The organism is Nitrospira sp. Nam74 (assembly GCF_965152615.1).
Genome location: NZ_OZ224220.1, coordinates 4,282,332 through 4,300,016 on the forward strand (window position 1 = coordinate 4,282,332; position 17,685 = coordinate 4,300,016).

Below are 17,685 nucleotides of genomic sequence, written 5' to 3' on the forward strand. Positions count from 1 at the left end.
GTTATGAGGTCCTAATACGAGGAACGCAGGCAGGCCAAATCAAAAAATGATTGTCGTGTCCCGGTATGGTAACAGCGTAGATATCGAAAGAAATGTCGTGCGCAAGATGATGACGCACCGGTTACCTGGAGGAAACCACGTCGTCTTAGGTGTCCGTCTCTAAGTATCGCTTTATCAATAGCGAAAAGTGCTGGCGAGGAATGCCGCTATCTTCGGCCGCCTTGGAAATATGGCCATCATGCAGTGCTAATTTTGATTTGACATACGCGGTGGTGAATTCGGCCAGGATCTTCCGCTTGGCTTTCATGTACGGTTCAGACGTATATGACGGCATGGCTCCAGATGACACCGATCGTCCAGACGGAAGAAGGCTCCTAATCTCCTCAACCGGAATGGTGTCCTGTGTGGAGAGCATCACCGCTCGCTCGATGACATTTCGTAACTCACGAGCGTTTCCAGGCCATCGATAGTCGGCGAGTTCCGCCATTGCTGACGGCTCTAAGTGGAGATGAGGTTTTCCCATTTCCCGACCGAAACGTGCGAGCATGTGACGAGCAATCACCGGAATATCATCCCTTCGCTCCCTTAGCGGCGGGACTCGGATGACCACCGCCGCCAGCCGGTAAAAGAGGTCTTTCCGGAACGCGCCGGTGCGGACTTTCTCTTCAAGGTCCTGGTTTGTTGCCGCAACGAACCGCATGTCCACCCGCTTGACACGCGTTCCCCCCACTGGACGGACTTCATTTTCTTCGAGGACACGCAGCAACTTCGACTGCATGGCCAACGGTAATTCTCCGATTTCATCCAAAAATGCCGTGCCTCCGTTGGCTAATTCGAAGAGCCCCGGCTTATCGGAAATGGCGCCGGTAAATGCACCTCGGACATGACCAAAGAGCTCGCTTTCCACCATGCCTTCAGGGACGGTCGTACAGTCGATGACCTGGTACGGCTTTTCACGCTCTCGGCTTTGCTCGTGAATTGCCTTCGCAATGAGGCCCTTACCGGTTCCGGTTTCGCCCATAATCAGCACCGTCGCTCGTCCCTGTGCGGCCTCCCGGACTCGACGCATCGTATCCTGAAACGTGAGACTGATGCCGACGAGACTGTTGGCCAGCATCCCTTGTTGAATCGTCCGCTCAAATGCAGAGTGGCGCCGTAAAATCTCGGAGATTCGGATCGCACGATGAAGACGCATGCCAAGGTCCATCGAATTGACCGGCTTCAGAAGGTAATCATAGGCGCCACAACGCATCGCGTCGACGGCGGTTTGAACCCCTCCCAACCGCGTGACCACAAGAACGGGAAGACTTCGGTCGATTTCTTGGATGTGGCTGACAAGATCGATTCCACTCATGCCCGGCAAGGCCATGTCTGTGATGACTAAATCAACGGGGCGTTCGTTGAGCAGTTTTAATGCACCTTCGGCGGTCGCACGTATCTCCAAATGCACGTCTCCCTCCACCGTTCGAAGGTCCGCCTGTTCGATGGCATGGAGCATGAGTTCTGTATCCGAGGCGTTGTCCTCGACAATAAGGATCGTGAACGGTGCACGCACGGTGCGGGCGGCAAACGACAGATCAACCGTTGGAGACGCCATCATGCCCCCTTTCACTCTTCCTGTTCTTTTCTTTCAATTCTGCATCCGACGCTTTCTGGCTAAACCGCTGATGAAACGTCATCAACGTCGGCAACATGGTTTTCGCCTTCGAAAGCGCCGCCGGCTCATCGGGACTCGCATCCGGTATTCGTGTGGCATCAAAACCGGTGTGCTCTTCAGTCGTGCGCCATTCCCCTAACACCGGCAGGGAAAATTTGACGGTACAGCCCGACCCGGGTTCCGACTGGATTGACGTCTCCCCTCCGTAGAGCTCAATGATACGGCGCACGATCGTTAACCCAATGCCGCTTCCTTTCGTCCGCTCGGGATCGAGCCGCACAAATGGTTGAAATACCCGTTCCTGCTGCCCCCGAGGGATTCCGGGACCATTATCACACACAGAAAAGCGCACGTGCTCGCCGTCCCGTTCAGCGGTCACGCGTATTTCGGGCTCAGAATGATCCATGAACTTAATCGCATTCGAGATGAGATTCTCGAACACTTGTCGCAGATAGGCGACATGGCATGCGACCATGGGCAAGTCACTTTGCACATGCACGCGGATATGTTTGGCCTCAAGACTGCTGCTCAATTGCTTCGTTACATCCTCAAGAGCCACAGCTGGACTGACAGCTTCCACAGACGAGAGGGATGCGCCGACCCTTGCGAGTTCAAAAATACTCTGAACTCGCTCGGCCAATTCCTTGCCGTTTTCCTCGATCAGTCCGAGCCAGCGCAGAGCACGGCCGTCAAGTTTGTCGCCATAGGCGTCTCGCAGCATTGTGGCGAAGCCTTCCATGCGTTCGCCGGGTCCTTTGAGGTCGTGCGCGAGCATCTCGGCAAGATGCTCCAGCTGACGGAGGCGGTTTTGGAGGCCTTTGCCTTTTTCTTGCGCCGCTTCATACAGACGCGCATTGGCAATCGCTATCGCCGCCTCATCTGCAAACCCCTTCGCTAAACCGACATTCCAGAATTCACGCGGGACATCTCGTTCCATCAGCAAGACCAAGACACCGAAGGGCACCCCTTGCGACAATAAGGGAATCGCCAGCATGGCCTCCCCGATTCGATTCCTTCGAGTCACCTCGGGACGGTGATCGAGGCGGAGACGTTCGCCAATCGCCGGTTGTTTCGTCTCAAATGCTTGGACAGAGACGGGAAATTCCTCCCAGAGCATGACTGTGTGACGCAGAAACTCATGCCGCGTTCCGGAAGCGGCCTCGACGACCCAACATCCCATCCGTTCGTGTCTCGACATCACGAGACACGCGTCGGCGTTTAATAAGTGTGCGGCGGAGTCCGTGATACGCCACAACACACCATCCAACCCGTCTACACCGATGCTGTTGATGTCGTGCCCGATGGCACTCAATGTTTCAAGTTCCTGAATATGCCGCTTGATGCGGTCGGCCATCTCGTGATACGCCGCCGCCAGCCGGCCGATTTCATCGGATGAGTGGATCGCCATGCCCTGAAGCAATGCATCCGACTCAGCCTGTGTGCCTAACGTGGTCACGGAGGCATGCAGCTTCGCGAGTGGACCGGTGATTGAGCCCGCCAAAAGCCTGGCGCCGATGAAGCCTAACGCAATACCGCCGCCCACAGCCGCCAATAACGCCCAAAAGGCCAGCTGACTCGTTCGTGCCTCGTGCTCCACCAAGGCTTGGACATTGTGATCCAAACCATCTTCCAACAGGCGAAGTTCATCTCGGAGCGCATCCGAGAGGACGATGCCTCGACCAGACTCGACGTAGCGAAGCACGTCTTCGCTCTTGCCGCTTTGCACGTGCGTGATAAGAGCTCGCTTGGACTCCAGCAAGGCCATGAGACGTTCTGCCACTGGCTGTACGTTGAAGGTTACGTATGGAGAGGTTTTCATCAAGGTGGCAATTCGATCGATCGTGGGTTTCAACTTTGGCTCGGCCTCAAGCAGGGGTTTCAAAAACGCATCTTGGCGAGTCAAAAGATACCCACGAAACGCGTCTTCGATATCGACGGCTAAGCGCCGGACAATTTGAAGCTGCTCACGTGCGAGAACGATGTGGTGCTGCTGTTCCTGGAGGGTTCGAAGATGTGCTATCAGCGCGACCTGCCCGACAATCGATAACACTAATGGCAGGAACACGGCGAGCAGAATCGTCCAAACCTTTTGCTGAACCTGCCGCTTTGCCCACCATTCCTGCGTCAATCGCGTTGCCATGGGCACCATGAGTCACAGTGATCCTGTGAAGCATGCTCCCACACTAGTCCTTAGTCAAGAGATGTTACGCTTTCGGCCATGGACCCCTGGCTGCGGTATAAGAGGAACACGGGGGATTGATATCCATAACGGTCTGCCGGACAGGCATCCCCCACAGGGCGCCTTACAGTCGTGAATGCTCTTATGAGATAATGCCGCATGGTTCTCAAGCGCTGGCTCTTAGGCCCCGCCCTCAAAACGGCGCAAGTAGCCCACGAGCGATTATCCAAACGTCTCGCCCTGGCCGTATTTTCTTCTGATGCGCTCTCTTCTGTCGCCTATGCGACAGAGGAAATTCTGCTTGTCCTGGTGCTGGCCGGATCAGCGGCCGTGGTTTGGTCGATTCCTGTCAGCATCATGATTGTGGCCCTCCTGGCGATCCTCACCATGTCGTATCGGGAAATTATCTTCGAATACCCTGCAGGGGGAGGTGCGTACATCGTCGCCCGCTCGAACCTCGGAGAAATGCCGGGGCTGACGGCCGCCGCCGCGCTCATTATTGACTATGTGCTGACAGTGGCCGTCAGCATCGCCGCCGGCATTGCGGCGCTGACCTCCGCGGTGCCTGCGCTCTTCCAACACCGGGAAGCGCTTGGGGTACTCGCCATTGTGCTCGTCGTGGTCGTGAACCTCCGTGGCGTCCGGGAATCAGGGCGCATCTTTGCCATCCCCACCTACGTGTTCATCGGCTCCCTGGGGCTCATGCTTGCCGCCGGCCTGGCCAACATGATGATGGGGCACCAGGCTGCTGGAGGGGCCATCAAGACGGAAGCCCCCGGATCGCCCTTTGCAGAGGGGGCGACCTTATTTCTGTTGCTTCGAGCTTTTTCATCGGGATGTACGGCCTTAACCGGAGTCGAAGTCATCTCGAACGGAGTCTCGATCTTCAAACGCCCGGAATCAAAAAACGCCGCGACGACGATGGCGTTCATGGCGACAATCCTCGGTACCCTGTTCATTGGTATTTCAATCCTGGCCTATCATTATGGAATTCTTCCGAAAGAGGATGAAACCGTCGTCTCGCAAATCGCGCGAGCCACGTTCAATGGGAGCGTGCTGTACTATTTGATCCAAGCATCGACGATGGCCATTTTAATTTTGGCGGCCAACAGCAGTTTCAATGGATTTCCCCGGCTGGTTTCCATCTTGGCTCGTGACGGCTACATGCCGGCGCAAATGAAAACACGCGGCGATCGACTGGTCTTCTCCAACGGCGTCATTCTCCTTGGCTTGTGTGCCGGCCTGCTTATTGTGGCGTTCCGTGGCGACACCCATGCCTTGATCCCGCTGTATGCGGTGGGAGTCTTTTTGTCCTTTACACTGTCGCAAGCCGGCATGGTCAAACACTGGCTCTTAAAACGGGGACGGCACTGGCGGAAACGACTGATGATTAACGGGCTTGGCGCCGTGACGACGGGTCTCGCCACATTAATCATTGCAGGCACCAAATTCATGCATGGCGCCTGGATCGTCATCGGGCTGATCCCTATGATCATTTTATGGTTCCGTTCGGTGCATGCTCACTATGTGGCCGTGGAGCAGCAAATTAGCTTGACCCGCGGCCATCGTCCTCCGCAGCCGCGCCGAAATACGGTCATCATTCCCATCAGTAGTGTGAATCGTGGAGTGCTGCGGGCGCTGGACTATGCACGCAGCCATTCGGGTGATGTGCGGGCCGTGTTGGTGGATGTCGACAAGGAAGATACGGCCCTGACGGAAATTAAGTGGGCACAGTGGGGATGCGGCGTGCATCTCGTCGTCTTGCCGTCACCGTATCGCTCGGTGTTGCGTTCGCTGCTTGACTATATTGAAGAGCTGCTGCAAAAAGATCCCGAAGGATGGGTAACCGTCGTCATCCCTGAAATCCTTCCCGCGCGTTGGTGGCAAAATATTCTGCACAATCAGCGTGCCTTGATGCTGAAAGCCGCGCTTCTGTTCAAGGAGCGTGTGATTCTCACCGACGTACCATTTCACTTGGAGCGATGATGCAAAGTCAAAAGCTAGAGGGAGACAATAAAAAGTGGTCCAGCGTCTTTTGCCTTTTTACTATGACCTTTTTCCTTGGTCTGCCCCAGGCTTTCGGCTTTAAGATTCTTGCGCCAACGGAAGGCGCAACGGTTCAACCAGGAGATGCGATCCCGGTGAGTATCGACGTAGGACGCGATACCGGCCTCGTGCAGGTCCGCTACTATTGGTACGGTGAGCAAGACGACACGCTGGTGGAACAGGCGGAGACGAACTCGACCGGATCGATCGTTGCGACCGCCTCGCTGGTATCGAGCGGTGCCGACGACCCGCCGTACGGAGGACGACTGATCGTTCCAAAGGATAGCGTCGGCCCCATGCGATTGCTCGCGGTAGGAGAAATTTCTCGGGGACGACTCGGCGGCCGATCGGTGTTCGATGAGCTGGTCGTCCAGGTCGAGCCGAAAGCCAGTCTTACGTCGATTGAGTTTGAAACGGACAAACCACTCCGGCTTGGCCGTTTCGGGCAGTCTTCAGATTATGGCCACGTCGATTCGCTGGGGAAAATCTTCGACCTGCCGGTCGTCGGCGTCTTCTCCGATGGTGTCGTACGATCCATCCGTTCGCCCGGAGCCGGTACGACCTATCGGTCATCAAACGAGCAGGTGATCAAAATCCATCCGCATGGCTTACTGCAAATTGTCGGTAACGGTCGCGCGACTATTGCGGTGACCAACCGGGGAAAGGAGGCAGACCTGGATGTCATCGTCGAAGTGAATGATGAGCCGAACCAGCCGCCATTGGCAGATGCGGGATCTGAGCGGACGGTGAAAGCGGGAACCCGTGTTGAATTGAACGGATTAAAGAGCCGGGATCCCGAAGGCGAAGCGCTCTTCTATGCCTGGAGCCAGGTACGGGGCAGTAAGATTCCTCTCTTGGATCCAAATATGCCGAAAGCCTCCTTTATCGCTCCCGCCGTATCGGAAAAGCGACTTTACCGATTTAAGCTTCGCGTGTCCGATAGAAAAGGAGCCGAGAGTTTGCCCGCCTTTGTCGACGTCGTCGTCGAACCTTAGCCGGATATTCAAAAAAGCCCAGCTTTGTTCTTTCCTCGCTCTAAGCCTCACCTAAGTCCAAGGATACGCGCCGGCATCTCGGTTCTTGCGGCCGCGTCGGAGTGGCTGTTTCACCATCTTGCACCGAGTCTTAGAGCCGGCGGTCAATAATCTCTCTCAAATAGAAGAGATCAATCACGAATCGGCCTCCATAGGTGGGCCCGAAATCACGACCATTGATCGTATCGTTCCAAGTTTCAAACGTCACAAAGCCGACCCGTAGCGCGACCGAGCAGAAGTGTTCCTCGATGGAATTTCCCGCGGGACTCACGAATAGACCCGAATCGATCATGTAGGCAAACTCCAGTTCCCACGACGGCCGAAACGGGTTGCTGGAATAATCTCCGATACTTATGGACATTTGACCAAGGTAAGACTGGGGCGCGACTTCGTGGTAGGCAGCACCGGCGCCTAATCGGCTGTACCGGCCCATGGCCGACACACGCACCGACCGCAAGATTGTCGGTACGACGCCCGCTTCCTCGTCAGATACACCCACGAGGCTCGCTATGGATAAGCGCCGCACCCCCGCACGTGCAAAAATCTCTTGATATAAAGAGCCGACAGATCCGCCTCCCCCAATAAAGCCGGTTCGCTGCGCGCCGAGGACTTTGAACCAGCGTGTGAGTGAGCCATCGATCATGAAATCCGTCGCCTCGCGGACCGAACCAACCGGAACGCGGTCAAAGTCCAGCCACCGATGGACCCATCGGTTTTGCAAGGCATTCGTAGGGTCGTCACGCGTCGGCCCGGCACCGACCGTCAGGTTTGCGCTCCACTCGGGATATTGTTTCAAATAGTGTGTCCAACTGACGGTTCCAAAGTTGAACCCCGAGGTTTCATGTATGGCATTGTAGCGGCTCCGCGACGAGTTGAATTCCGTAAAGCGGTTGAGTGTCAAGCCGGCTTCCAATAGCCGCACTTGATCGGGATAGGAGATCGCTCCCCAATGGACGCTTGGCGCGGGAGATTCTCCCCAGACCTCTTTTGAGAGAAAAGCGAAGCAGACAACTCCTACCAAGAGATGCACCAGAGTCAGGATCCTGCGTCGAACCATAAGACCGCTCAAACGAACCAGGGACGGATATGAGTACAAAGGCCTGAGGAAGGAAGCAGATTACTCGATGTGAGAGAGTGGGGGAAAGAAAAATGAAGAAAGGAGACAAGACCCCCTTCACCGTTCGAAGAGCCGAACGGTGAAGTGTTTACGCAAATGGTTATGCTGCCGGCCGATGCCCCTGGTTAACGGTGATGAGATAATCTCCGAATCCAGGCGACCAGAGCGAGATTTTTCCTGATCGGCTCAGACGATCGATCGCAAGAAATAATTGCGCCCAGTTCACTTCCGGCAGTAACTTGCCTATTTGATCCAAGGTTTGTGTGCCGTGCTGCTGCAACGCACCGAGTACCCATTCATCAATCGAAGGCTTCTCCTGTACCATTGCGCGTCGGTCATGTACTTCGCTCTTCCCTTCTGCCAGAGTCATGGCCATATCGTCTCTCCTTCTCTGTTGAGGTCGTGTTACTCATTTACTCTTAGTCAAACAGAAACGACATCAGCCGGGGGCCAAAGGTGATGTACAACGTAGTCTGACAACCGTCATACTACGTTGTTATACTGACAGACGAGGGAGGGAAGTACCCACAGGCGCGTGAAAGCCGCCAATTTTCTCCAACCAACCTTATTCACCTCACGTCTCACAACAAATGTTGCCCCGCCTCAGTTGTGTGGTCGAAGGCATCCTGAATGATTTCTTGGGCTCGACGTCGTGTGACCACCAGAGGAGGTCGGATGATCCATCTCATTCAGCATTTCTTCGCACTCTTGGATCCTAAGTCGCCGCTTTCCAGAATTCGCAGTCACACCGTTGAAACTCAACCATAAGTAGAACGCCACGGGGACGATGTCTTTGCCGGTCGTTCAGCTACCGAAACGTCCTTATACAGCCACTTACGCAAACGTGCGTCCAGGTTGTGACCTTCGCTGGAGGCGACATGTTCAATGATGTCCCTGGGACGCCATGGCGACGATGCCGACACCTTTTCGAGAAGCCTGGTTTTCGACGCGCTCAGGTCTACGAGTACGGTGATTCAGGCAACTCTTGCCAGTGGCGCCGGCGCACTTCCGGCCCGATTCGCCATACGGTTTCGTAGAATGGTCTGGTCCACAACTTCGCCACACTGGATGCATCGATCTGCTGTAAATTCCAGCTTCCCCGTATCGTCCAATAGGTCGATGTATCGATCCGCCACCATCAAACCACCACAACGAGTGCACTGTCCTGCATCCATACGGGTGGCGGCCGCGAGGACGTTAGTGGTCGTCGCCGACTGTGCCTGCTCAGCCGATATTTCTACGATCTGTGCCATCTCCAACCTCCTCAGGTTTTTATGGTTATGCGAACTTGCCAGTGTGCTTTGCAATCACCAGGCCTTGGTGTGAGGACGCCTCCGCACATCTATTGTCCTTCCTTGACGTGAATCGTTCGATACAAGAGAAGTCGCGTGTTTACTGCTGAAACTCGCCATAACGACAGAGTTTATGTGACTTGTAACAGAGGCTCTTCCCTATCAACGTTTTCGACACGTTGTCCGTCCCAGGACACTCCGTCCGGATCACACGACAGCAACGTACGCACGTTGCTGTCCTCGCCGTACACTTAATATGCACGGCATATCGGATTGCCCACTGATGGGCTATAGGGCCAAGGACGAACTATCATTTATAAAACTCACGAGGGAGGGAACGATGACTCATCAGGTTATCCAAACGATATGCTATGTATCCGTGTTCGCCGTATCGTTGGCTGCGTCGGCACAAGCCGCTTCACCGGAATCGAAACCTTCCAAACAGGACCGCACTACGCGAGAGAAGTCGGCTTCGACAATCCCTGAGCCGAAGGACTGCTCACAGATCAAGGCTGGTACGGCGGATAGCACAGCCGAGTCGGCTGCTCAAAAAGATTGCGAACGCTCGCAGCATCTCGGCGCCGGAGCAGGGACCAGTTCCGGCACTGGGTCAGGGAAGAGGGAGCCTGGTAGTGGACCGCGCTAAACTTCCCGGCTTCTCGCAGTGAAGAGAATACGCGGACGGCCTGTTCCTCTGAGGACAAGCTGGGCACGTGTTCAAATCTTCAACACTGCCGTGAGTTTTCATAAGCGAACAGGTCAGGCGCCTGCCGCCATTGTCGCGGTTCGCGCCGTTCCCGACGGACTTCTCCTGTAACGGTAGTAAGGCGAGGCGTACGAGAATCCTTAGATATATCGTCGAGCGTGCCTAATAGGATTTGAGGTCCAACGCTTGCAAAGCGATCACTGGAGCAAGCAGAGATGAGTCCTCAAACGCATGAGGGGGTATCATGCCGGATGCAAAGAAACAACGAGCGGGTCGAAAAGGCGGGCAGACGGTCAGCAAAGATCGAGCGCACATGGCGGCCATCGGGCGAATCGGCGGGCAACGTTCTCGGGTCAAACGATCTGAAAAACAAGGCCTTCAAGCGCAAGAACAACAAGAACAGAAGGAACCGGTGGCACGTTCTCACGGGCCAGGCAGCGAGGCGCAACGGGAGGGGCAGCACGAGCCGGCTCGAGAAAGTGGAATGTCTGATCAAGCGATCGAAATGTTGAAACGTGACCATAGGCGAGTCCAGGACCTCTTCGAGGAGTATGAAACCGCAGGTGGCGACGACAAGATTTCGATCGGACACAAGATCATGAACGAATTGGATGTCCATACCGCCATCGAGGAAGACATCTTCTATCCCGCATTCAAAGAGAAGGCGGGAAAGCAAGGGGAGGATATGGTCGCCGAAGCCCTGGAAGAACATCAGGCAGTGAAAACTGCACTGAAAGAACTCAAAGCTATGGAGCCGGATGATGACTCCTTCGAGAACACCTTCCACAACATGATCCATGACGTCATGCATCATGTGACCGAAGAAGAGAGCGAAATGCTGCCTCTTGCCGAAGAAGTGTTGGGCGATGCCCTTGAAGAACTCGGGACGGAAATGCAGAGGCGGAAGCACGACTTGATGGACAGTCTTGAGACCGAGCCACTACACTGATCGACGAAACAGTTCACCGTAAGAGGAATCATGACGGAATCGGGGTGTACGCAGTCCGTGTGGATGACGAAGTTTGACGCGCCGCTCTTTGCGGCGCTCCCGGACGACGTCGTGACGGACGTCTGTATCGTAGGAGCGGGAATCGCCGGATTGTCCACCGCGTACCTTCTGGCGCGAGAAGGGCTCTCTGTGATTGTGCTCGACGACGGCCCGGTCGGCGGTGGCGAGACCGGTCGCACCACGGCTCATCTCTCGAACGCAATCGATGACCGGTATGTCGAGATCGAACGTCTTCATGGCCGCGAAGGCGCCCGCCTGGCGGCGGAAAGCCATGCCGCCGCCATCAACCGCATCGAGGCCATCGCACGGGAAGAACATATTTCCTGTGATATGGAACGGCTGGATGGCTACTTGCTTCTTGCCCCGGGGGACTCCCCGTCTCTTCTCGAGCAAGAATTCGAGGCGGCTCGCCGGGCCGGATTGGCGGACGTGGAGCTCGTCGCGAGCAGTCCGTTCGGAGGATTTGGTGAAGGGCCATGCCTCAAATTTCCACGGCAAGGACAATTTCATCCGTTGAAGTATGCCACCGGTCTGGCTCAGGCGATCACGCGATTAGGGGGGCGCATCTATACATCCACACATGTAACGGCGGTGAGGGGCGGCTCGCGCGCCACCATTGAGACAGAATCGGGCCGCATCGTGGATGCGGATGCTGTCGTCATGGCGACGAACACGCCGGTGAACGATGTCCTGGCGATCCATCTGAAGCAGGCGGCTTACCGCACCTATGTGATCGGCGCACAGATTCCGAGAGGATCTGTCCCAAAGGCGCTGTATTGGGACACGCAGGATCCCTATCACTATGTTCGTCTTCATGCGTGGGACCACGGACATGACATGCTGATCATCGGCGGCGAAGACCATAAAACCGGCCAGGCCGACGAGTCCGTGGATCGGCATGCACGATTAGCTCGATGGGCACGAACCCACTTTCCCAGGCTCGGCGAAGTCGAGTTCCAGTGGTCGGGACAGATATTGGAACCGATGGATGGTCTCGCCTTTATCGGCCGCAATCCCATGGACGACGAAAATGTCTACATTGCAACAGGAGACTCTGGGATGGGCATGACGCACGGCACGATCGCCGGGATGTTATTGACCGATCTTGTACGCGGGCGTCCCAACCCGTGGGCCGAGCTCTACGATCCCTCTCGTGTCCGCCTGCGTGCCACGCCGGAACTCGCGCAAGAAAACGCGAACGCGGTCGCCCAGTATGCGGAGTGGATGACGGGCGGGGATGTGGATTCCGTTGAGAAGATTCCATTGAATTCGGGTGCGGTCATGCGCGAAGGCATGTCGAAAATCGCCGTGTATCGGGACGCACACGGTGCCTATCATGCCCAGTCAGCGGTCTGCACGCACCTCGGCTGTATCGTCTCGTGGAACGCAACAGAACAGACCTGGGATTGCCCGTGCCACGGTTCGCGCTTCGATAAATTTGGCAAAGTCGTGAACGGCCCAGCCGTGTCGGATCTGGCGCCTGCCACGCTGAAAGATCATGCGACCAGTACGTAACGATACGCTCACACTGTGGAAACGAATCGCCGCACGCCCGCTCGGCGCGAAGATGATGGCAGGCGTCCTGTTGGCCGGGATTTTTTCGCTCCTGGCTTCTCCTGACGTCTTCGACCACGGAAAAGCAGCGGCCACTTCACTGACCAAGGCGGTCTCACCGGTAACGGGATCAAAGATAGAACCGAACCGTGACTGCTCGTCCAAGCCTCATGGCCTATCTGAGGCTTTACCGTAAACAGCTCTAAGGAGGGACTATGGAGCGTCAAGGCTCACCATTGACACAGGATATCGAAGAGACGATCAGGGGACGCCAGGCAACCAGCACCAAGATCGGACATACAGCCGATCTTGCGGCTGCCATGGTTGGCGAGAAGCTCGGATCTGCCGCGGATACTCTTCGCGGCTCGCTGCCTCAGGAAGGCCGCCTTGCAGGCGCGGCCCGAGCGGTCACGGAGGGACTGGAATCATCCGGGCATTATCTCCAAGAACAGGGTCTGACAGGCGTTGCCGACGAACTTGAGTCCGTCATTCGCCGTTATCCGATCCAGGCGCTTCTAGTAGGCGCAGCAGTGGGGTATACCCTGTCGAGACTTCGAATGAGGGAACCATGATGTCTGACACCACACGGCACTCTACTCGACCATCCTTCACCGCATTACTCGAAGGCCTCTTTGCCGATATCAAAGCGCTGGCCATGCAAGAGTTTTCTCTAGCGACGCATGAAGTCCAAGAGCAACTGGGGAAGGCGCGATCCGCCGTTTCCTCGTTGGCCGTAGCCATTGGTATGGTGGCCGTCGGCGGCCTTTTATTGATCCTCATGGTGGTTCACCTGCTCGCCGAAACAGGCCTGCCGTTGTGGGCGAGCTACGGGCTTGTCGGGCTTGCTATCGGCGGAGGGGGAGTCGGTCTTCTCCTCAAAGCTAAACATCAAGCAGCCGAAATCCACGTCGTGCCGATCCGAACGCTTCAAACGATGAAGGAGAATCTGTCATGGATCAAAGAAGAAGCGACGTCGTCCAGGATGTGAAACACATACTGGAAACCCGGAATGCCATTTCGCAAAAGATTGAGATGTTGGAACGCCGCATCCAGGAAACGGTCGAGGGAACAAGGAGCGCGGTGGAAGAAATGGTCGACCGCGTCAAAGATGTCGCCGACGATTTTGTGGATCGCACGAAACAAACATTCGATCCGACCTATCAGGTGCACCAGCATCCCTGGGCAATGGTTGGCGGTGCGATTCTGGTCGGCTATGTGCTAGGCATCGTGGAATCCAGACTGGCATCGGGATCGCGGCTTTCAAGCGTGCATCCCTCGTACCCACCAGACGCCGAACAGGTAGGCCGCAATGTCACACCGCCGAGAGGACAGTGGCAGCAGGCAAACATCTGGCAAGAGGTCAGCCAAGAAATCTCGGGAGAGATTGAACATGCCAAGCATGCCGCGATCGAAGTGGGACGGACCTTCGTGAAGAACTTCTTTGAGCAAGCCTTGCCCGCCCTTGGGCAATCGTTCTTTGGCGGGCACAGCTACCGGCCGGACGGCTCTTCACGTAAATCTAGCGGCAATGGATCTGAATTCAGCCGCAACATCTAATGCTCAGCAGTAGGCAGCCACTGAGATAAGAAAACGGGCTCTGGCCCGTTTTCTTCTGTCATGGAAACATTCTTTAAGGACCTGGCACATGAGGCCGCCATCTTCGCACCCAAGGTCGGGGTTGGGCTCCTCCTTTTTGTCGCCTTTTGGCTGGCGGCGGTTCTGCTTCGCGCATTCTTCGCGCGCCTCAGCCGGCAAGCCGACTACAATACGGCGTTCATTCTGAGGCTGGCCGGACGAACAACGTCGATCGCACTGATTGTGTTCGGAGCCATCACGGCATTGGGCACCATGGGAATTAATGTCTCGGCGTTGGTCGCGGGCCTGGGCCTGACGGGCTTTGCGCTTGGGTTCGCACTAAAGGATATTCTCTCGAATCTGATTGCCGGCGTCTTGATCCTCCTGTATCGCCCCTTCCATGTGAATGACTACATCATGGTGACAGGATTGGAAGGCGTCGTCATGGAAATCGACCTGCGTTATACGACACTCCAAAAGCAAGAGCAGAAATTTCTCATTCCGAACTCAGTCCTCTTCACGAACAGCATCGGTCTGGTCAACCATCGCAAAGACCAGGCGGCGAAAGAACACGCGGCAGTGTAGCGGCCGAGATTCATACATGAGGACCATAGGTCGCCCTCGCCTGTCGTAGCACGCCTTGATGACGGCTGAGCGAGACTCCGTAGGAGGACCGTAACACCACGGCTTTCTCTGCGGCGATGCGGCGGTGCACTCGAGTGATCTCACGTTTGAGTGATGTGACGAGTGCCATGCCCGCGGCCGTGAGCCAGCCCAACCGACGACCGGCATACTCGAGATCGGACAAGGAATACTGCACCGACGCGACCTCCTCTACACAACGCGCTCGAGCGCGAAGCCGGTCCGCCGCCGTAAGCATCTCCGAATGGGACAGGCGCTCGAACAACATCGCGCCCATCGTAAAGGTAAAAGTGGCATGAAGAATGCCCCGCAGCGGACGCGCCGTTCGACGCCACGGGGAGTAGAAGATTTCCTCATGGCGGTCACCTTGAATCAGCCTGGCTTTCCGCAAATACAGATTCAACTGATGATGACTGTTTTCGTGAATGAGGTCATCGATCAGGTCGAACTGGTCCCGATCGAAGCAATTAATAAAGGACAGGCCCGGGTGGTGGCGATAGCTGAAACTGACGACCCCACGCGCCTGTAATGGACTGACTCGTGTCGTGAGCGAGGCGAGATTCTGCGCCCCTTCGGGCCATGCGCCGCGGATGACACTGATCGCACGCATGAGCCGCTCCGTCAGATCCAAGCTAGACGAGACGACCCGAACCGGCGCACGGCCCTTGCCATAGACAAGCGTAGGACCTAACGTGAGTTCCCCAGGCCCCTCGATACAGGATGTGACATGAATCGTAGGCTCCGCGCGCCACCGCCACTGCGGTGATGCATCAAGGATCAAAAGCGGAACATGATAGGTCCCGACCCGCACCTCGATGCTATCAGGCCTTATCAGGAGATCAGCATGGAGGCCTGCTCTTGGCAGCCTGCGTTGGACCGCTGCTGAAGGGAACAACGCGCCGCCGTGCAATCCGTACGGAACACAATCGGGCAATTCGGCTCGTTCAAAATGGGGACCGAAATCGAACGGCACGGACCATACCTGTTGTGCAGTCTCATCCATCCATCGGCAGGGCAACGCCGGCACGAGAAATAATGATTCTCGAGTCACCTGCCGGCTCAGTTTCTCACAGAGCCCGCCAAGCCGGCGGGCCAGAGCGGATGCATTGGCCCGGCCTTCGGGAAACAACTCCTCAAGATACCCGTGCTCGTAAAAATGGCTTTCACACGACGAATAGAATGCCTCGGCAAAGCTTCGTGGGTCCGCCTCCCGACGAAGTTGCTCATGCACGTCAAGCAAGTACACCAGGTCATTGAGCTCCTCGATCCATCCGACGACTTTCCAATTCGAAAAGTCTTCGCTGTTGAGGGACGCTTCCACGGCACGCATAAAGTCGGTAGGGATTCGAAGGCGGCGTGAGGCATGCCGATAGGGACCGTCCAGCTCGTCGCACAGATCGACCAATAAGCGGCGCATCGTGGTCCGAAATTCTTGGATCAGCGACGACAAGACCGACTTGTCGAAGAACGAAAAGGAGGTTACCACCGGAGCCACGATCCGGCGATGAGGACATCAAGGCTAGGCATAGGGACTACCGACATGTTTTCATGGGATCGGCACGGAAGGACGGTCGACGGGCGGTAAGATGCACTTGCAGCGCCTCATTCGAGCCATATGTTCTGATGATCCGTCGACTGAATACGATGGACGGATACGTTAACTTCACAACGTCATCGTTTTCGAGTCGGGCATCGTCTTGCCCGTCGAATCGAGCAAATCTCGGCCCACGACGATGGGGGCTTTGAAATGGACAGCCAGCGCAATCGCGTCCGAAGAGCGGCCGTCGAACACCTTGGTCTTGTCGTTGAGCACGACGGTCAGCGCACCACGGAAGACCCCATCCTTGAGAGTGATCACAGTCTGAGTCACTTTTCCTCCGAAGGAATCGAGGATCGTTCGCATGAGATCGTGCGAAAGAGGCCGACTTAACTTTTGTCCCGTCAATGCCGCCTGGATCGATCCCGCCACTGTCGCATCGACAAAGATCGGGATGACTCTGTCCTCCGCTTTGAGTAACACGACCGGACCATGGTCTGAGAGACGAACTTCAACTTGCCGGATTTCGACCTGTGAATTGGACCGCTCGCTCTCGCCTTGAACAAGTGACCCCGTGACGACGAGACCGAAACTGAACAGCCACAAGATCGCGCGCGTCACAGATGCTTTCATAATTCCCTCCTCGGCGTTAGGCGCCTACGAGTCTAGGCTCGAACGAAAGGATTGTATTCCCGTTCAACCCCAATCTGGGTCTCCGGCCCATGACCCGTCACCACTCGCGTTTCGTCCTCTAGGGTGTAGAGCCGCTCTCGGATGGATCGCTGAATCGCCTCTCCGTCGCCGCCCCAGAGATCCGTTCGACCGATGCCGCCGCGAAACAAGGTATCACCAGCGAGCAAGAGCCTATCGGATGGAAAGAAAAAACACATCGAGCCCGGTGTGTGTCCAGGCGTATGCAGGGCAACACCTTCCACGCCCCCGACGATAATCTTTTCTTCATCCTGTAGCCAGTAATCCGGCAGCGGGGCGGGCATGTAGGGGATGCCGAACATCCGGCATTGCACCTCCAGCATTTCCCACAGCCTGCGGTCATCGGGATGCAAGCAGAGAGTCGCACCCGTGGCTTTCTTGATCTCGCCTGATGCCAGGAAATGATCAAAATGCGCATGGGTGTGCACAACACTCACAACACGGAGGCCCAACTCTTGAATGTGTTGAAGGATCATGTCGTGTGCTCCACCCGGATCCACGACAATGGCTTGTTTCGTAACAGGATCACCAAGAATGGAACAATTACATCCGAGCGGAGGCACGGGGAATGTTTTACGAATCACAGCAGCCATACGTTGACTTCACCTTAGCGATTTAAGTGACCT

Annotated in this window: 17 protein-coding genes; 9 read left to right on the plus strand and 8 right to left on the minus strand. The window is 56.1% G+C overall.

Going from position 1 to position 17,685, the window contains the following annotated elements:
- Positions 1-145: 145 nt before the first annotated feature.
- Together ACWHYZ_RS20170 and ACWHYZ_RS20175 are read right to left on the minus strand one after the other, a co-directional pair.
- Positions 146-1,600, minus strand: a complete 1,455-nt coding sequence (locus ACWHYZ_RS20170) for a sigma-54-dependent transcriptional regulator (protein ID WP_447984458.1) — start codon at positions 1,598-1,600, stop codon at positions 146-148.
- Positions 1,578-3,797: an ATP-binding protein gene (locus tag ACWHYZ_RS20175; protein WP_447984459.1), complete on the minus strand. Its 2,220-nt coding sequence runs from the start codon at positions 3,795-3,797 to the stop codon at positions 1,578-1,580. Before ACWHYZ_RS20175 ends, ACWHYZ_RS20170 begins: the two co-directional genes overlap by 23 nt.
- Before the next feature lie 198 nt (positions 3,798-3,995).
- On the opposite strand from ACWHYZ_RS20175, the gene ACWHYZ_RS20180 reads away from it, so the two are divergent.
- Together ACWHYZ_RS20180 and ACWHYZ_RS20185 are read left to right on the plus strand one after the other, a co-directional pair.
- On the plus strand, positions 3,996-5,822 hold the full coding sequence (locus tag ACWHYZ_RS20180; RefSeq protein WP_447984460.1) for an APC family permease: 1,827 nt from the start codon (positions 3,996-3,998) through the stop codon (positions 5,820-5,822).
- Between the two features lie 155 nt (positions 5,823-5,977).
- Positions 5,978-6,877, plus strand: coding sequence for a PKD domain-containing protein (locus tag ACWHYZ_RS20185; RefSeq protein WP_447984461.1), 900 nt, complete (start codon positions 5,978-5,980; stop codon positions 6,875-6,877).
- A gap of 130 nt (positions 6,878-7,007) precedes the next feature.
- Here ACWHYZ_RS20185 and ACWHYZ_RS20190 read toward each other — a convergent pair whose 3' ends face one another.
- The 3 genes from ACWHYZ_RS20190 to ACWHYZ_RS20200 form a co-directional block, all read right to left on the minus strand.
- A complete protein-coding gene (locus tag ACWHYZ_RS20190) occupies positions 7,008-7,973 on the minus strand; it encodes a hypothetical protein (protein ID WP_447984462.1) in 966 nt (321 codons plus the stop codon).
- A 160-nt stretch (positions 7,974-8,133) separates the two neighbouring features.
- Complete coding sequence (locus ACWHYZ_RS20195) at positions 8,134-8,409, minus strand: hypothetical protein (RefSeq protein WP_447984463.1); 276 nt, start codon at positions 8,407-8,409, stop codon at positions 8,134-8,136.
- A gap of 598 nt (positions 8,410-9,007) precedes the next feature.
- Positions 9,008-9,286 carry a hypothetical protein gene (locus tag ACWHYZ_RS20200; protein ID WP_447984464.1) on the minus strand — a complete coding sequence of 93 codons (279 nt, stop codon included), beginning with the start codon at positions 9,284-9,286 and terminating at the stop codon, positions 9,008-9,010.
- Between the two features lie 989 nt (positions 9,287-10,275).
- Here ACWHYZ_RS20200 and ACWHYZ_RS20205 point away from each other — a divergent pair.
- From ACWHYZ_RS20205 to ACWHYZ_RS20235, 7 genes are read left to right on the plus strand one after another with little or no spacing between them, the layout of a single operon-like run.
- A complete protein-coding gene (locus tag ACWHYZ_RS20205; RefSeq protein ID WP_447984465.1) occupies positions 10,276-10,980 on the plus strand; it encodes a hemerythrin domain-containing protein in 705 nt (234 codons plus the stop codon).
- Positions 10,981-11,010: 30 nt separating this feature from the next.
- Positions 11,011-12,555 carry an FAD-dependent oxidoreductase gene (locus tag ACWHYZ_RS20210; protein ID WP_447984466.1) on the plus strand — a complete coding sequence of 515 codons (1,545 nt, stop codon included), beginning with the start codon at positions 11,011-11,013 and terminating at the stop codon, positions 12,553-12,555.
- Positions 12,539-12,790 (plus strand): hypothetical protein, encoded by a 252-nt coding sequence (locus ACWHYZ_RS20215; protein ID WP_447984467.1) that lies wholly within the window; start codon positions 12,539-12,541, stop codon positions 12,788-12,790. The genes ACWHYZ_RS20210 and ACWHYZ_RS20215 overlap by 17 nt, the downstream gene beginning before the upstream one ends.
- Positions 12,791-12,809: 19 nt before the next feature.
- Positions 12,810-13,166, plus strand: a complete 357-nt coding sequence (locus ACWHYZ_RS20220) for a hypothetical protein (RefSeq protein WP_447984468.1) — start codon at positions 12,810-12,812, stop codon at positions 13,164-13,166.
- Positions 13,163-13,582 (plus strand): phage holin family protein, encoded by a 420-nt coding sequence (locus tag ACWHYZ_RS20225; RefSeq protein WP_447984469.1) that lies wholly within the window; start codon positions 13,163-13,165, stop codon positions 13,580-13,582. The genes ACWHYZ_RS20220 and ACWHYZ_RS20225 overlap by 4 nt, the downstream gene beginning before the upstream one ends.
- Entirely contained in the window at positions 13,546-14,151 is a 606-nt protein-coding gene (locus ACWHYZ_RS20230) for a DUF883 family protein (protein WP_447984470.1), read from the plus strand. The genes ACWHYZ_RS20225 and ACWHYZ_RS20230 overlap by 37 nt, the downstream gene beginning before the upstream one ends.
- Positions 14,152-14,211: 60 nt before the next feature.
- Positions 14,212-14,754 carry a mechanosensitive ion channel family protein gene (locus ACWHYZ_RS20235; protein WP_447984471.1) on the plus strand — a complete coding sequence of 181 codons (543 nt, stop codon included), beginning with the start codon at positions 14,212-14,214 and terminating at the stop codon, positions 14,752-14,754.
- A gap of 10 nt (positions 14,755-14,764) precedes the next feature.
- Here the strand turns inward: ACWHYZ_RS20235 and ACWHYZ_RS20240 are convergent, their stop codons facing one another.
- From ACWHYZ_RS20240 to ACWHYZ_RS20250, 3 genes are all read right to left on the minus strand, one after another.
- Positions 14,765-16,297, minus strand: a complete 1,533-nt coding sequence (locus ACWHYZ_RS20240) for an aKG-HExxH-type peptide beta-hydroxylase (protein WP_447984472.1) — start codon at positions 16,295-16,297, stop codon at positions 14,765-14,767.
- A 177-nt stretch (positions 16,298-16,474) separates the two neighbouring features.
- Positions 16,475-16,981: a bifunctional nuclease family protein gene (locus tag ACWHYZ_RS20245; RefSeq protein ID WP_447984473.1), complete on the minus strand. Its 507-nt coding sequence runs from the start codon at positions 16,979-16,981 to the stop codon at positions 16,475-16,477.
- 32 nt (positions 16,982-17,013) lie between these two features.
- The gene (locus ACWHYZ_RS20250) at positions 17,014-17,652 is read right to left on the minus strand and encodes an MBL fold metallo-hydrolase (protein WP_447984474.1); all 639 of its coding nucleotides are present in this window, start codon (positions 17,650-17,652) and stop codon (positions 17,014-17,016) included.
- Positions 17,653-17,685 lie beyond the last annotated feature (33 nt).

Bases quoted from the DNA above. Each gene is read 5' to 3' on its own strand.
- ACWHYZ_RS20170 (WP_447984458.1), bottom strand. From the start codon at position 1,600: ATGATGGCGTCTCCAACGGTTGATCTGTCGTTTGCCGCCCGCACCGTG.
- ACWHYZ_RS20175 (WP_447984459.1), bottom strand. From the start codon at position 3,797: ATGGCAACGCGATTGACGCAGGAATGGTGGGCAAAGCGGCAGGTTCAG.
- ACWHYZ_RS20180 (WP_447984460.1), top strand. From the start codon at position 3,996: ATGGTTCTCAAGCGCTGGCTCTTAGGCCCCGCCCTCAAAACGGCGCAA.
- ACWHYZ_RS20190 (WP_447984462.1), bottom strand. From the start codon at position 7,973: ATGGTTCGACGCAGGATCCTGACTCTGGTGCATCTCTTGGTAGGAGTT.
- ACWHYZ_RS20195 (WP_447984463.1), bottom strand. From the start codon at position 8,409: ATGGCCATGACTCTGGCAGAAGGGAAGAGCGAAGTACATGACCGACGC.
- ACWHYZ_RS20200 (WP_447984464.1), bottom strand. From the start codon at position 9,286: ATGGCACAGATCGTAGAAATATCGGCTGAGCAGGCACAGTCGGCGACG.
- ACWHYZ_RS20205 (WP_447984465.1), top strand. From the start codon at position 10,276: ATGCCGGATGCAAAGAAACAACGAGCGGGTCGAAAAGGCGGGCAGACG.
- ACWHYZ_RS20210 (WP_447984466.1), top strand. From the start codon at position 11,011: ATGACGGAATCGGGGTGTACGCAGTCCGTGTGGATGACGAAGTTTGAC.
- ACWHYZ_RS20215 (WP_447984467.1), top strand. From the start codon at position 12,539: ATGCGACCAGTACGTAACGATACGCTCACACTGTGGAAACGAATCGCC.
- ACWHYZ_RS20220 (WP_447984468.1), top strand. From the start codon at position 12,810: ATGGAGCGTCAAGGCTCACCATTGACACAGGATATCGAAGAGACGATC.
- ACWHYZ_RS20225 (WP_447984469.1), top strand. From the start codon at position 13,163: ATGATGTCTGACACCACACGGCACTCTACTCGACCATCCTTCACCGCA.
- ACWHYZ_RS20230 (WP_447984470.1), top strand. From the start codon at position 13,546: ATGGATCAAAGAAGAAGCGACGTCGTCCAGGATGTGAAACACATACTG.
- ACWHYZ_RS20235 (WP_447984471.1), top strand. From the start codon at position 14,212: ATGGAAACATTCTTTAAGGACCTGGCACATGAGGCCGCCATCTTCGCA.
- ACWHYZ_RS20245 (WP_447984473.1), bottom strand. From the start codon at position 16,981: ATGAAAGCATCTGTGACGCGCGCGATCTTGTGGCTGTTCAGTTTCGGT.
- ACWHYZ_RS20250 (WP_447984474.1), bottom strand. From the start codon at position 17,652: ATGGCTGCTGTGATTCGTAAAACATTCCCCGTGCCTCCGCTCGGATGT.